Origin of the sequence: Dietzia sp. CQ4, assembly GCF_014145125.1 — a bacterium.
GTDB lineage: Bacteria > Actinomycetota > Actinomycetes > Mycobacteriales > Mycobacteriaceae > Dietzia > Dietzia natronolimnaea.
In genome coordinates this window covers 1-14,823 of sequence record NZ_JAALDZ010000073.1, presented here as the reverse complement: position 1 = coordinate 14,823, position 14,823 = coordinate 1, and the positions used below count along the sequence as shown (strand labels likewise).

Annotated in this window: 10 protein-coding genes; 6 read left to right on the top strand and 4 right to left on the bottom strand. The window is 71.2% G+C overall.

The annotated features are described in order from the left end of the window. Positions 1-90 precede the first annotated feature (90 nt). The gene (egtB, locus tag G6031_RS04980) at positions 91-1,464 is read left to right on the top strand and encodes an ergothioneine biosynthesis protein EgtB (protein ID WP_182652634.1); all 1,374 of its coding nucleotides are present in this window, start codon (positions 91-93) and stop codon (positions 1,462-1,464) included. Beyond that, positions 1,461-2,468, top strand: a complete 1,008-nt coding sequence (gene egtD / locus G6031_RS04975) for an L-histidine N(alpha)-methyltransferase (protein WP_182652633.1) — start codon at positions 1,461-1,463, stop codon at positions 2,466-2,468. Before egtB ends, egtD begins: the two co-directional genes overlap by 4 nt. On the opposite strand, the gene G6031_RS04970 is transcribed toward egtD, so the two are convergent. Next, entirely contained in the window at positions 2,465-3,250 is a 786-nt protein-coding gene (locus G6031_RS04970; RefSeq protein WP_182652632.1) for a phosphatase PAP2 family protein, read from the bottom strand. The two genes, egtD and G6031_RS04970, sit on opposite strands and share 4 nt — an antisense overlap. A gap of 228 nt (positions 3,251-3,478) precedes the next feature. On the opposite strand from G6031_RS04970, the gene G6031_RS04965 reads away from it, so the two are divergent. From G6031_RS04965 to G6031_RS19170, 4 genes are all read left to right on the top strand, one after another. Continuing rightward, entirely contained in the window at positions 3,479-4,759 is a 1,281-nt protein-coding gene (locus tag G6031_RS04965; RefSeq protein ID WP_182652631.1) for an HNH endonuclease signature motif containing protein, read from the top strand. A gap of 205 nt (positions 4,760-4,964) precedes the next feature. Next, the gene (gene pta / locus G6031_RS04960; protein WP_187702056.1) at positions 4,965-7,190 is read left to right on the top strand and encodes a phosphate acetyltransferase; all 2,226 of its coding nucleotides are present in this window, start codon (positions 4,965-4,967) and stop codon (positions 7,188-7,190) included. Further along, the gene (locus G6031_RS04955; RefSeq protein ID WP_182644981.1) at positions 7,187-8,398 is read left to right on the top strand and encodes an acetate/propionate family kinase; all 1,212 of its coding nucleotides are present in this window, start codon (positions 7,187-7,189) and stop codon (positions 8,396-8,398) included. The genes pta and G6031_RS04955 overlap by 4 nt, the downstream gene beginning before the upstream one ends. Positions 8,399-8,580: 182 nt before the next feature. Then, positions 8,581-10,014, top strand: coding sequence for a thrombospondin type 3 repeat-containing protein (locus tag G6031_RS19170; protein ID WP_182652629.1), 1,434 nt, complete (start codon positions 8,581-8,583; stop codon positions 10,012-10,014). A 21-nt stretch (positions 10,015-10,035) separates the two neighbouring features. On the opposite strand, the gene G6031_RS04945 is transcribed toward G6031_RS19170, so the two are convergent. The 3 genes from G6031_RS04945 to G6031_RS04935 all read right to left on the bottom strand — a co-directional run. Further along, a complete protein-coding gene (locus G6031_RS04945; RefSeq protein ID WP_182652628.1) occupies positions 10,036-12,573 on the bottom strand; it encodes a tetratricopeptide repeat protein in 2,538 nt (845 codons plus the stop codon). Beyond that, entirely contained in the window at positions 12,570-13,616 is a 1,047-nt protein-coding gene (locus G6031_RS04940) for a transporter substrate-binding domain-containing protein (protein ID WP_182652645.1), read from the bottom strand. Before G6031_RS04940 ends, G6031_RS04945 begins: the two co-directional genes overlap by 4 nt. A gap of 41 nt (positions 13,617-13,657) precedes the next feature. Further along, positions 13,658-14,823 (bottom strand): hypothetical protein (locus tag G6031_RS04935; protein WP_182652627.1); only part of this gene is annotated, 1,166 nt, incomplete at its 5' end.

The following is a 14,823-nucleotide window of genomic DNA, read 5'->3' as shown; positions in this document are numbered from 1 at the left end:
CGGGTCATCCGAACAGCGGTGGGCACCGAACCACCCCGTGGTTAGTCTGGCGGCAGTCCGACCGCCGACCACGAACCCGGGGGAGATCCCATGACTGTCGGAGATGTCACCACCGAAGGGCCACAGACGGTTCCGGGGCGCAGCGCCGGGGCCGCGGTCGAGAAGTTCCTGCACGTCCGCCGGCTCACCGACCTGCTGGCCTCCCGTCTCAGCGCCGAGGACCAGGTCCCGCAGTCGATGACCGCCGCCAGCCCTGCGGCCTGGCACCGGGCGCACACCACGTGGTTCTTCGAGGAGTTCGTGCTGGGTCGACTGCCGGGCTATTCCTCGCCCGAGCCGGTCTTCCGGTTCCTGTTCAACTCGTACTACGAGGCCGTCGGCCCGCGGCAGCCCCGGCCCCAGCGCGGGCTCATCACCCGCCCGTCGGTGGCGGAGATCGGCGACTTCCGGGCACGCGTCGACGACGCGGTGGTGGCCGCGCTCGAGGCGGGCCGGGTCGACGACCGTGGGCTGGAGCTGCTCGAGTTGGGCTGCCACCACGAGCAGCAGCATCAGGAACTGATGCTCATGGATGCCAAACACCTCTTCTCGCACAATCCGACCGACCCCGTCTACGTGCACAGGTCCGCGGACCCGGTCGCCGCGGCACCGGGGGAGGCGGGCTGGTGTGACCTCGTCGAAGGGGTCGCCCGGGTCGGCGCCGCGGACCCGGCCAACCGCTCCGGGTCCACCCATGACGATCAGCCCTCCGGCGGCTCCTCCTACGACGGCTTCTCCTACGACAACGAGCGCCCGCGTCACCGGGTGTGGATCCCCGACGGACAGGTGGCGACCCGCCAGGTCACGGTGGCCGACTGGAAGGAGTTCATGGCCGACGGAGGGTACGCCCGCCCCGAGCTGTGGCTCTCCGACGGGTGGGCCGCCGTGCAGGACGAGGGCTGGGACGCACCCGGGTACTGGAGGCGCGAGGACGGTGTCGGCGGGAGCGCGTCCGCGGGCACCGCAGGGGCTCCCGCCGCCGACGGCGAGTGGACCACCTTCACCCTCTCGGGTCGCCGTCCGGTCGTGGACGCCGAACCCGTGTGCCACGTGTCCTTCTACGAGGCCGACGCGTACGCCCGGTGGGCCGGGGCCCGCCTGCCCACCGAGTTCGAGTGGGAGGTCGCCACCGCCGGCTGGGAGATTTGCGACGAGCTCGACCCCGACCGCTGCCACCCGCAACCCGCCACGGATCGGACGATCGGCGGCGTCTGGGAATGGACCGCCAGCGCCTACCTGCCCTACCCGGGGTTCGTCACCGAGGAGGGCGCCGCCGGCGAGTACAACGGCAAGTTCATGTCCGACCAGCACGTCCTACGTGGTGGCAGCGCACTCACCCCGGCGGGCCACACGCGACCCACCTACCGGAACTTCTTCCCCGCCTCATCCCGGTGGGCGGCGACGGGACTGAGGCTCGCCCGATGACCGACACCGAGAACCCGACCACGACGACGACTACGACGACGACCACCACGACGACGACGGAGTCCACCGACCCCGACACCGCCGCGCTGGAGTCGGACCTGCTCGAAGGCTTCTTCTCCGACCCGCCCACCCTGCCCCCGCGCTGGTTCTACGACGAGAAGGGCAGCCTGCTGTTCGACCAGATCACCCGCGTGGCGGAGTACTACCCCACCCGGGCCGAGGCCGAGATCCTGCGGTCCCGGGCCGGCGACATCGTGGGCGCGGCCTCGACGGTGGTCGAGCTCGGGGCCGGGACCTGCGAGAAGACCCGGGTGCTGCTCGACGTCTTGGCGGCCGGGAGCGCGGATGCGGGATTCGTGCCCCTGGACATCAGCACCGAGATGCTCTTCGAGACCGCCCGCGCGCTCGAGCAGGAGTATCCGGGTCTGCGGATCGACCCGGTCATCGGCGACATCACCGCTCTCGACGGCCCGCTGCCGGGTGAGCCGGGCGGACGGCTGGTGCTGTTCCTCGGCGGCACCGTCGGCAACTTCAGCGAGTCGCAGCGCGCCGGGTTCTTCCGCATGATGCGCGGCATCATGGCCCCGGGTGACCGGCTGGCCGTGGGATTCGACCTGGTAAAGAATCCGGACCGGCTGGTCGCGGCCTACGACGACGCCGCCGGGGTCACCGCCGAGTTCAACCTCAACATGCTCGACGTGATCGCGCGGACCGTCGAGTGCACGGGCCTCGACCGCCGCGACTTCCGGCACGAGGCCGTGTGGAACGCCGGGGAGAGCCGGATCGAGATGTGGCTGCGCGCGGTGCGCGAGGTGCGGATCGACTTCCCGACGCTCGGGCGGGAGCGCACGCTCGCCGCCGGTGAGGGGATCCGCACCGAGATCGCCCGGAAGTTCGAGCCCCACGCACTCGTCGACGAGCTCGCGGGACACGGATTCGGCGGTCAGTCGGTCTGGACCGATGCGGCCGGCGATTTCGGGCTGGTCCTCGTCGTCGTCGACTAGGTTGACCGGCGGGGTGATCGGACGGGTGGTCCGACCCGGACGTCCGGCCCCCGACGGCCGGACGGGAGAGCACTGAGAGCGATCACCCCGAGGCACAGGGTCGTGCCCAGCAGGGCGCCGGCGAGGACGTCGTGGGGATAGTGGTCACCGGCGAGGACCCGGGCGCTGCCTCCGGCCACGGCGAGTGGCACAGCCACCCAGGCCAGTAGCGGTTTGACCGCGAGCAGGGCGGCCGTGATCGCGAAGGCGATCACGGTGTGACTGCTGGGGAAGGACCAGTTGTCCGGGGCCGGACAGATCGAACTCACCTCGTGGAGATGGCACGGGCGCACCCTGGAGTAGGCGTCCTTGAGTGCGAGATTCAGCCAGAGGGCCATGATCACGGACAGTCCGCCGGCGGCATAGGTGATCACCGGAGTCCACCCGGTTGTCCGCGCGCGGAGGTGCGAGATCAGCAGGTGCACCCCGACTGCGGCGTACAGGCCGACCAGGAGGAGCACGCTCGCCTCGGACAATACGTCTCCCCACCGGATGGAGGAGTCGGTCACCGCCAGTTCGTACAACCGGACGCTCCAGTCGGGCGTGCGGGCCAGGAGAGTGAGGGGAATCAGTCCTGCGAGCCAGATCGCCACGGCCAGCACGATCGTCCGGGTCAGTGGTGCCGGCGACTGCGTGGGCTGCGAGTCCTGCGAGTCCGCTGGGTCCGAGCTGTCCTGGTGGTCCACTGGGCCCGAGCTGTCCTGGTGGTCCACTGGGCCCGAGCTGTCCTGATGGGCTGTCATCCTCCGGTCGCCATCTCCCTGATCCGTCGTGCGCCAGCCCATTTCGTCGTCGACTACTGTGTTCCGTCCTCTCCCGGTGATCGGACCGGCCGAGACACCTGGCCGGGCGCTCCTCGCGTGACGTACCCAGCCTAGGGGGTACACGACCCCGCGAGGAACCGAAGTCACCCCTCAGGGAGACCTGGTGCCACCGGGTCGTTGTCGTACGTGTGTTCTATAGTCCGGGTCATGGAACAGGGGGTGTGGGACGCGCCGGGGCAGGGGTCGGAGACGGCCACACTGGCTGACGTACTCGCATTTCTCGAGGCCTCCGTGGAGAGCCTCTGCCAGGTCGACTGGTCGGATCATGACGCGGACGTGCTGGTCGACGCCGTGGGTCGTGCCGAGATCGCGGCACGTCGGCTGGAGGCCGCCGGAGCGCGCGCCACTGCCGAACTGGCGGGCCTGCACCGGCAGAAGGGGCGGTCCGCCGGGGGAGTCGCCGCGTTGCTCGCAGAGAAGTTGGGCCTGGCCCGAGGCGTCGTACACGGGCGGATCGAGGCGGGCGGAAGGCAGGCCACCCCGGCCGGGCGGGCGGCGGCGGTCGGAGAGATCACCGCCGAGCACGAGCGGATCATCTCCAGGGCTGTCTCCGGGCTGCCCGGGACGATGGGAGGGTCGGCCACGACCCGGTTCGCGGAGGAACTGACAGAGTTCGCTCGAGCGGTCGCCCCGGCGCGGTTGCGGACGGAAGCAGCCCGCCGGATAGCCGCGCTGTGTCCCGACCGGGGTAAGGACCGCGAGGAACACCAGGAGCGGCGGCGCTCTGCCCGGCTCGGCGCGGTCCGCCCCGACGGCACCAGCACGCTGACCATGACTCTGACTCCTCGCGCCCGGGCGCTCGTCGAGCGTGCGCTGGGCGACTTCGGCGGACCCGGCGGGGCCGTGGCCTGCGAACCCGGGTCGGACGAGCGCACCCCGGAGCAGCGGGCGCACGACGCACTCGCGCACCAGTGGGCACTCGGGTCGAACGTCGACCCCGCCCGGCCCAAGGGGATCGCCACCATCGTCGTGCGCGTCACGCCGGAACAACTAGAGGAACCCGCCGCGCTCGTCGAGACCGACGCAGGCACCCAGGTCAGCGTCCGTCAGGCCGTCTCGATGGCCGGGGCGCTCCCGTGGTTCGTCTCGCTGCTGCGAGACGGTCGCGAGGAACTGCACCGGATCGACGTCGACGCCCACCCCGGCCGGCGCCTGGCCTCCGCCATCCAGCGCCTGGTGCTCTACGCGGCGCACGGAGGGTGCTCATTCCCGGGATGCACCGCACCCGCCAGGAGGAGCCAGTTCCATCACGTGAAGGAATGGTCGCGAGGCGGACCCACGACCGTCGGGAACGGGACGTTGGGGTGTCCCGTCCACCACGCGTTCGTCGGCGACGGCCCGTCGGCGTGGACGACCGTCGCGGACCCCGGTTCGCCCGGCCGCTGCACATGGCTCCCGCCCGGCGTCGACAGGCTCACCGATGTCTGACCCGGCCCCTGACCGCAGCGCGTCAGCCCTTCCCGGCATCTCGCCGGCGCGGCCGCGCGTCGGGGCGCGCGACGGGTCTGCATGGCGTGTACGAGGTGTGTCGGCGGGCTCGCGCTGTCACAATGCCCTCGTGCCCGATTCCCCCGTATCCGAGACTCTCCCGCCCGAGACCGACGCGCCCACGATTCCGTCCCCGGTGACCGACATGCCCCTGTCGTCGTCCGCTGTGTACGTGGCGGCCCCCGAGGGCGACACCGGGAAGTCGACCGTCGCCCTCGGCCTCCTGCGCATTCTCGCCGGGACCGTACAGAGGGTGGGGGTGTTCCGCCCGGTCACCGTCGCGCCGCGCGTCGTCGATGCCGATGCCGGCACCGGCACGGACACCGAACCCCCGCGCGACCGCATCGTGGAGATGCTGCTCCAGCACACCACCGTGGACCTCGACTACGAGGACTGCATCGGCGTGACCAACGACCGCGTCCACGAGGACCGCGACTCGGCGCTGGCGGAGATCGTGGACAGGTACCACGTGGTGGCCGGGCAGTGCGATGTGGTGGTGATCCTCGGCACCGACTACACGGGAGTGCCCAGTCCCACCGAGTTCGACTTCAACGCCACACTCGCCGTGAACCTCGGCGCGCCCGTGCTCCTGGTGATCCGCGGCGCCGACCGGACACCAGGGGAGATCGGCACCAACGCCCGGCTGACGCTCGAGGAGCTCAGGGTCGAGCACGCGCACCCGGTGGGGATCGTGGTCAACCGGTGCGACCCCAGCGCGCTGGAGGCCATCCAGGCCGAACTCGCGCCCCTGGACCTGCCCGCCTGGACGCTGCCGAGCCAGGCCCTGCTCACCGCGCCCACGATGGGGGAGTTGGTGGATGCCGTGGACGGCACCCTCTACTCCGGTGACCCGGCCCTGCTGGACCGAGAGGTCATGGCACTGATGGTGGGCGGGATGACCGGTGAGCGGATCCTGGAGCGGCTGGTGGACGGCATGGTCGTCATCGTTCCCGCTGACCGGACCGACGCCGTTCTCGCTGTGCTCACCGCGCACGGCGCGGAGGGCTTCCCCTCATTGGCGGGGATGATCTGGAACGGGAGCCTGATGCCGAACGCGGCGATGGATCGACTGGTCCGTGGCATGCGCTCGACGTTGCCGATCGTGTGCACCGACCACGGCACCTACGACACCGCCCGCCTGGCGGCCGAGACCCGGGGACGCGTGTACTCCGGCTCCGGGCGCAAGGTCGAGACGGCACTGAGCCTCATGGAGAAGCACGTCGACACCGAGGAACTGCTCGCCCGCCTGCGTGTGGACACCCCCGACGTCATGACGCCGCAGATGTTCGAGCACCAGCTCCTCGAGCGCGCCCGCGCGGACAAGCGGCACATCGTGCTGCCGGAGGGCGACGACGACCGGATCCTCCACGCCGCCGGCCGGCTGCTGCGCCGGGATGTCGCCGACCTGACGATCCTCGGCGACCCCGAGGCCGTGCAGCGACGCGCGGATGAACTGGGCATCGACCTGTCCGGGGCGCAGGTCCTCGACCCACGCAGCAGCGAGCACGCCGAGCCGTTCGCCCGGCAGTACGCGGAGCTGCGCGAGCACAAGGGCATGACGCTGGACGTGGCCCGCGACCGGATGCTCGACATCTCCTACTTCGCCACGATGATGGTGCACACCGGCCTCGCCGACGGCATGGTCTCGGGTGCCGCGCACACCACTGCGCACACCATCCGACCCGCGCTGGAGATCATCCGGACGAGGCCGGGCGTGAAGACCGTGTCCAGCGTGTTCCTCATGTGCCTCTCAGACCACGTCCTGGCGTTCGGCGACTGCGCGGTCGTCCCCGCCCCGACCGCCGAGCAGCTCGCCGACATCGCGTTGTCCTCCGCCGAGACCGCGTCCCGGTTCGGTGTGGACCCGCGAGTCGCGATGCTGTCTTACTCCACGGGCGACTCGGGCAGCGGAGCGGACGTCGACAAGGTGCGTGAGGCCACCGAGATCGTGTGCGCACGGATCGCCGCGGCCGCCGAGGGGGACCCGATGGCGGACCTCGTGGTGGACGGACCGCTGCAGTTCGACGCCGCCGTCGATCCCACGGTGGCCCGCAAGAAGATGCCGGACTCGCCGCTGGCCGGCCGGGCCACCGTGCTGGTGTTCCCCGACCTCAACACCGGCAACAACACCTACAAGGCCGTGCAGCGCACCGCCGGCGCCGTCGCGATCGGGCCGGTCCTGCAGGGGCTCCGCAAGCCCATCAACGACCTCTCCCGCGGCGCGCTGGTGGAGGACATCGTCAACACGGTCGCCATCACCGCCGTTCAGGCGCAGGGTTCAGGCGTTCAGGCGCAGGGTGCAGCCGTTCAGGCGCAGGGTTCAGCAGTTGAGGCTCAGGGGACCGCCGGCGCCCGCGAGGGCGAGTCGTGACCCGCGTCCTCGTCATCAACTCCGGCTCCTCCTCGCTCAAGCTGCAGATCCTCGACACCGCGCTTGACTCCGAGCTGGCGTGGGCGTTGGTCGAGCGCATCGGCGAGCCCGTCGGAACGCTGACCGTGCGGCGCGGTGACCTGGCCGGTTCGCCGGGTGGGGAGCGCAGCGTGGAGGCGGCGGTCCCAGACCACACCGTGGCGCTCAGCCGGGTGCTGGAGCTCGCGGGCGAGCTCGGCGCCCACCCCACCGACCTGGGGGTCGAGGCGATCGGTCACCGGGTGGTCCACGGCGGGCCGGACTTCCACGATCCGGTCAAGGTCACACCCGAGGTGGAGGCGGGTATCGAGAAGCTCGAGCTGCTGGCGCCGCTGCACAACCCCGCCAACCTGCGCGGGATCCGCGTGGCCCGCGAGCTGCTGCCCGGCCTGCCGCACGTGGCGGTGTTCGACACCGGGTTCTTCCACACCCTGCCCGCCGCGGCTCATACCTACGCGATCGACCGCGCGGTGGCGAGCAGATGGGACCTGCGCCGATACGGCTTCCACGGCACCAGCCACGAGTTCGTCTCTCGCCGCACCGCCGAGATCCTGGGTCGGCCGTACGACGAGCTCGATCAGATCGTGCTGCACCTCGGCAACGGGGCGTCGGCCTCGGCGATCGCCGGCGGGCGGGCGGTCGACACCTCCATGGGCCTGACTCCGCTCGAGGGCCTGGTCATGGGCACGCGTCCCGGCGACCTCGACCCCGGTCTGATCATCCACCTCATCCGCGACCGGGGCATGTCGCCCGAGGACGTCTCCACCCTGCTCAACCGCAGGTCGGGGCTGGAGGGGTTGGCGGGCGCCCGCGACTTCCGGGAACTGCTCGCACGGGTCGATGCCGGCGACGACGACGCCGTGCTCGCCTACGAGGTGGTGATCCATCGACTGCGTCGCTACATCGGCGGCTACTGGGCGGTTCTCGGCGACGTCGGGGCCATCACGTTCACCGCGGGAGTGGGCGAGAACGTCGCCCGCCTGCGTGCGGACGCCCTGTCCACTCTCGGTGGCTGGGGGGTGGAGATCGACCCGGAGGCCAACGAGAACGGTTCAGGGGAACGCGTCATCTCGACGCCTGGCAGCCGGGTCACGGTTCTGGTGGTGCCGACCGACGAGGAGCTGGCGATCGCCCGGGCGTGCGACAGGGTCCTGGGGCTGGGGGAGTGACAGGGACACCTTTACCTAAGAACGTCCTTACGCTTACAGTGGGGGCCACCCCCCGGGCCTCAGCCCGGTCCTGACGAAGCTGGTCGATGCCGAAGCACCCACGATCTCCGCGTGTCACCGAGCCCGCCCGCGATACGCGGCCCGGCCGGTCGCGAGGTCGTCGGACGGTGGGGTTGATCCCGGTGGCTCTCGCGACGGCGGTCACCCTGGTGCTCGGCGGGGCATCGGTCGCCCGCGCCATCACCGCCGCGCCACTGGACGCGCACACCGACCTGGAGTTCTCGCTCGACGGCTCCACCTGGTCGGATGCACCTGACCTCGTCCTGGGATCGTGGGGGTGCGACCTCGCCGGCGGGCCCGCGCTCTCCGATCCGGAGGGCGCGATCGGCGGGACCCCCGAGGTGGACCCGTGCTCGATGTCGCCGGGTGAGTCGATCGACCGGACCTACCACGTCCGCAATGCCACCGACACGGGCCGAACCGGGCGGTACGCCGTGGGGATCGGCGACTATCTGGTCTCGGGCGAGGCCGAATTCGACGTCAGCAGCACCATCACCGGCGCCGTCGGCTCCGATTCGCGGACCGTGACCCTCTACGGCGCCGACACCCCCCGGTCAGCCGATTCCCCGGCCCGCGGCACCACGGTCGCGGCACTCGATCTCGCACCCGGCCAGACGGCGAGGGTCGTCGACGAGGTATCGGTGCCCCGCGACGTGGAGAACTACGCGCAACGCCAGAGCGTGAGTCCGATGATCTGGGTGTCGTTCACCGACATCGGGGTCGTGGACACCGACGGTGACGGCCTGCCGGATCTCGTCGAGGACCAGCTCGGCACCGACCCCACCGACCCGGTCAACCGACTTCCCGACGGCACGATCGGGCGATCTTTCGGGCCCGAACCGTTCCTGCCGCGCACGCCCGAGGGGGCCGTGCTCGCGGTGGACGCCTCGACTCTGCCGCCGGGCCTGCGGCTCGAGGACGGCGTCCTGGTGGGCACCCCGTCGAGGGCCGGGACCTATGACGTCGAGTTCACCGTCACCCTGCCCGACGGTGCGACGTACACCTCCGTCCGACGCCTGGTGATCCGGCCCGCGTCGGGCGGCGGGTCTGCGGACCTTCCGGACGTCATCTGGCCGGTGGTGATCATCGGGGTGATCGGGCTCATCCTGGGGCCGGGGCTCGGGTCCCTGGGGGGCTCGATCGGCGGGTCACTGGGCGGGTCGCAGGGCGGGTTGCCCGGCTGGCCCTGGAACGGGTCCGCCGGCGGTTCCAGCGGCGGGTCGGCCGGATCCGGTTCCGTCCCGGCCGCTCCCGTCACGTCAACTCCTGCGACCTCTGCCCCCAGCTCTGCGCCCCCCTCGCCGCCGCGGTCCACGCCCTCGCCCGCCGGACCCGACGGCGCCAACGGCCCCGGTCAGATCCCGGTGAACTCGGTGACGCCGCGCGAGGGCGCGCCGTCGTCGGAGTGGGCACGCGCCAACTCGCAGGTCCGCGGATCCCTGGCGGAGACGGGAGTGGGCGCGACCGACCTGCTGTTGTGGGCGCTCACCGCCGCCGCGGCCGGGGTGACCCTGATCCTGTGGGCCTCCCGGCGGCGTAGCGACCCCGAGGACTGAGCATCCGGTCCCCGGGACGGGTCAGAACATCGTCCTCGGCCGGATGCTGTTGGCCTGGTCCACCAGGCGGAAGCGCTGCTGACGCGTCTCGGTGGACCGCGCGAGGGTCCGCAACACGGTTTCGGCACCCGTCCTCAGTCCGAACTCGGTGAACGGCACCCCGCGCATCAACGGTGAGGGCGAGGGCTCGTTGCCGGGAAGCTGGATCCAGGCGAGCGCGGTGGTGAGCACGGTCAGCCGGATCTGGAACGCCCGGTGCTCGCCGGCGGACAGGTTGGTCACCCGGCGCGCGGCCTCCCGCAGGTGGGACTCCTCGGTCTCCTGCAGGGGCCGCCCCTGGCACAGCAGGAGGATCGCCGTGAGGTTGGCCAGCGCCGAATAACGCGAGTTGGGCGGCACCCGGTCCAGTTCCTCGATCGCGGCGGACACCTCTCCGCGCCTCTGCAGCTGACGCGCCAGGCCGAACGCGGAGCTGACCGCCGCCCGGTCCACCGACCACACCGTGCGGTAGAAGTGCTCGCTCGAGCGCGCCCAGCGGGTCCGGTCCCCCTCCGGGCACACGTCGAGGATGAGCTCCGCCGTCGCGGCCAGCGCCAGCTTGGGGCCGTTCTCGCCCGGCATTGCCGACAACACCTGCTGGAACTTGGGGTACGCGCCCACGGGGTCGCCCTTGAGCAGCGCGATCACCCCGACGTACCAGACCAGGCGCCACTCCGAGCGCAGTCGGTGGGCGTTCTCCTCCAGCAGCGCCTCGGCCGCTGCGAGGTCGCCGCTCTCGAGGTAGGCGCGGGTGAGCGACATGATCACGCCCACGCTCTCGTGGGCCTCGGACTCCGAGTCGGAGTACAGCTCACGGAGTGTGTCGATCCGCTGCTCGACGGAGGTGTACGAGGTGGCGGCGAAGATGCGCCCGGCGGGATCGGAGGATTCCATCAGTGGCACGGGCAGGGCGTCGACGAGTTCTGCCCCGGTCAGGGTGGTGTCGCGGGCGTGGCCGTCGACGAGGAAGTCGGTCGGTTCGACCGTGAACAGCGTGCCGAAGGTGGACCGCTGCGGCGAGAACACCGAGGAGAACGCGGGGTGTGGTTTCCCGGTGCGCAGCGCCAGCACCTCCCGCAGCACCCCCATGAGCTGCCCGGCCATCCCGTTGGCGCTACGGAACCGCATGTTCGGGTCCTCGTTGGTGGAGCGCAGCAGGAACCGGTAGAGCGAGTCGTACCGGCTGAACACCGGCTCCTCGACGGGGGAGGGGATCCCGTCGGCGTAGCGGCCGTCGACCACCGGGAGCCGGACGATCAGCGAGGCCAGGGTGCGCCCCACGGTGTACAGGTCGGAGGCGATGGTGGGGCCGGTCACGGGGATCTCCGGTGCCTGGAAGCCCGGGGTGCCGTAGATGTGCCCGTAGTCGCCCACGCCCGAGACGGCGCCCATGTCGATGAGCTTGACGTGGTCCTCGGTGAGCATGATGTTCTCGGGCTTGAGGTCGTTGTAGACCAGCCCCACGGAGTGCAGGTAGGACAGCGCTGTGAGGGCCTCGAGGACGTATGCGATCGCCTTCTCCACGGGCAGGACCCGGCCGGGCGCCGACCGCCGCACGTCCCGCAGGCTGGGGCCGCCGACGTACTCCATGACGATGTACCCGCCGTGCGTGGGCGAGGTGGCCCAGTCGTCGTGGATGAAGTTGTAGATCCGGACGATCGACGGGTGGGAGAGCTCGGCCAGGATCTCGCGCTCGGCCACCGCCACCTCCTGCGCCTCCGCCTGGTCGGCGTGGAGCAGGCCCTTGAGCACCACCCACCGGTCGGAGACGTTGTGGTCCACCGCGAGGTAGATCCAGCCCATCCCGCCGTGGGCGAGCGCGCCGCGCACCTCGTACTGGTCGGCCACCACGTCGCCGGGTCGGAGCTCGGGCCGCGGCAGACGGCCACCGGAGGCCTCGCACTCGGCCTCGATGTCCTCCGGCGATAGCATGGCCGAGTTGGGGTCCACCGGGATGATGTACGGCAGGTCCACCAGCCCCTCCGACGCCGGACTCGGCCGGTCCTCGGGCTTGCTGGGTTGCCGCATCCGGAACGGTGCCGAGCCGGTTCGGTCGCCGGTGGTGACCTCGCCGGTCCGGGCGGAGGGCCGCTCGGCGGGGACCGATCGGGTACGCGACTCGGGGTCGTCGGTGGTGTCCGCGGTGGCCACGGGCCCGGTGACGGCACCCGCCTCGTCGTCGCGGGAGCCCGGGCTGCCGGATGCGTCCGAGGTGCTGCCCGACCCCGCGGTGTCCTCGAGGTATCCCGTCATGGAGACGGCCCCGGTCGCGGAGATCGCCCCGGTGGCCTGCATCGCGCCGGTGGCGGCGACCGCCGACGTGGACTCCGTCGCCTCGGTGTCCCATGACGCCTCTGAGTGCCCCCGCGTCTCCGTGTGCCCCACCGCCTCCGTGTGCCCCGCCGCGCCCGTCACCTCGAGTGCGCCGGTGACCGACCCCGGCTCGGGGCGGAACGTGGCCTCGGTCCCCGCGGTCGGCTCGTCGACCGTGGGCCCGTCGTCCCATTTCCGGTAGCTCATCTCGGCTCCTCCGGCACGTAGGCCGGTTCGGGCATCCCGGGGCTCGGGCCGAGCCCGGAGAGCCACGTGGAGTACATGCGGTTCCACGTGCCGTCGGCCCGGATCCGCTCGAGGGTCGAGTTGACCTGCCGGACCAGCCCGTCGGTGTTGTTGCCGGGGGTCGACTTGGCGATGCCCACCCCGTACGGCTCCGCGTTGAGCTGCGGCCCGACGATCTCCAGGTACGGATCCTGGGCGGTGATGCCCACCAGGATCGCGTCGTCCGTGGTGATGGCGTCCACCTGGTTCTGCTGGATGGCCACCAGGCAGTCGGCCCACGTGTTGACCGACAGCACCGTGAGCCGCTGCAGTTCCGCCCACAGTCGCGACGCCGAGGTGGTGCCGGCCGCCACGCACACCCGTCGGCCCTCGAGGTGTTCGATCTCGGTGATCCCGGATCCCCGCACGGCCAACACGCGTTGGTAGGCCTGGTAGTACGGCACCGAGAAGGTGATCAGCTCGCGCCGCGCGCACGTGATGGACATCGACCGGATCACCACGTCGACCTGGTTGTTCTCCAACGCCTCGATCCGGTTGACCGAGGTCAGTGAGCGGAACTCGACCTGGCCGGGATCGCCGAAGATGTCCCGGGCGATCTCGCGGGCCAGGTCCACGTCGAATCCGGTGAGCTGCCCGGTGCCCGGGTCGCGGAAGGAGAACAGGTTGGAGCCCTGGTCCAGCCCCACGATCAGCCGCCCCCGATCTCTGATGCGCGGGACGCGCTCCTCGGGCGTGGCGTCGTCCGGTCGCAGGCTCGGCAGCGGGTCGCAGGCCTCGTCGGCGGTCACCTGGGGAAGCCCCGTCGGGCCCTCGGTGCTGATCACCGCGCCGGCCGGCAGCGGCATCACCGCCGACACCTCAGGGATCCCCACGTGATCCGACTCCGTGGCCTCGGAGATCATCTCCCGGTCCGGCCCGCCGTCGCCGCCGCGTGCCTCGTCGTCGTCGACCCCACACGCACCGGCGAACACCAGGGCGGCGACCAGAACTCCCCCGGTCACCACGCGGGCGGTCCGCCGCCCGGCCCGCCACCCCGGCCGCGCGCTCACAGGTACTCCCTGATCCGGGGCGCGATGCCCACGACCACGGCGAACGCGGCCAGGGCGGACAGCGCCATGATCAGGTCCGGCCCGGTGGCGGAGGTGCGCCGGGCGTTGTCGATGCGCGTGCGCAGCGTGTCGCGGGCCTCCTCGATGGCGTCCTGCATGGACTCGTCGAACTCGTCGAACGCGGCACCGGAATCGCCCTCCTCCTGGCCCGAGGAGATGGTGATGGCGCCCTGGTAGTCGCCTTGTTGGTAGAGCGAATCGGCGCGGTTCTGGGCGGCCATCCAGTCGTCCAGGGCCTCGATCGCGCTGGTGACGGCACCGTCGCCGTCGAGGCTGATGCGGCTGCGGGACTGTTCGTCCGGGTCGAGGTAGACGGTCAACGAGTCACGGACGCCGCTGAGGATGGCGGCCCGCTCGGCGGCCGACCCCTCGGGATCGGTCCGGCGCACCAGGTTGAGCGTCTCCTGCGCGCGGACCTTCTGGGCGTCGATCCGCTGCCGGGTGAGCTCGTTCATCGGTGCCGCGCCCTCGGACAGGCCGCGCGCGTTGTTGTTGGCGGCCAGGAAGCCGGCGATCATGGTGAGCAGGAAGGTCGCCACCATGAGCAGCGAGGCCAGCCCCAACGCCGGGTTGATCCGCCGCCCGGTGATCTTCCACAGCCACTGTTGCAGCAGCACCAGTACCGCGATCGCCATCCCCAGCAGGATGAAGGAACCCCACGGCGGCGAGGACCACTCGCGGTCGGACTCGCCCACCGACGTGGACTGGCGGTCGTACAGGTCGGCGGCCGCGGGCAGGATCGTGTCCTGCATGAGCGTCGACGCCGACGCGAGGTACGCCGAGCCGACAGGGTTGGCGACCCGGTTGTTGGTCCGTGCCGTCTCCACGAGTCCGGTGTAGGTGGTCAACTGGGCGTTGATGTGCGCCAACTGGTCGATGGACTCCTCGTCGGCTCGGTCGAGGCCCAGGGAGGCGGCGATGATCGACGCCGACGAGGTGGCGATGGCCTGGAGGTAGCGCTCCCTGAGCTCGGCGGGTTCTATCCCGCCGGTGATGAAGGCGGTGTTGGCTGCCGAGTCGGCGATGGTCAGGGAGCTGTACAGCGTCTGGGAGGCGTTGGCGACGGGCTCGACCTCGGCCAGCAGGGTCTCGTGGTGGCTCT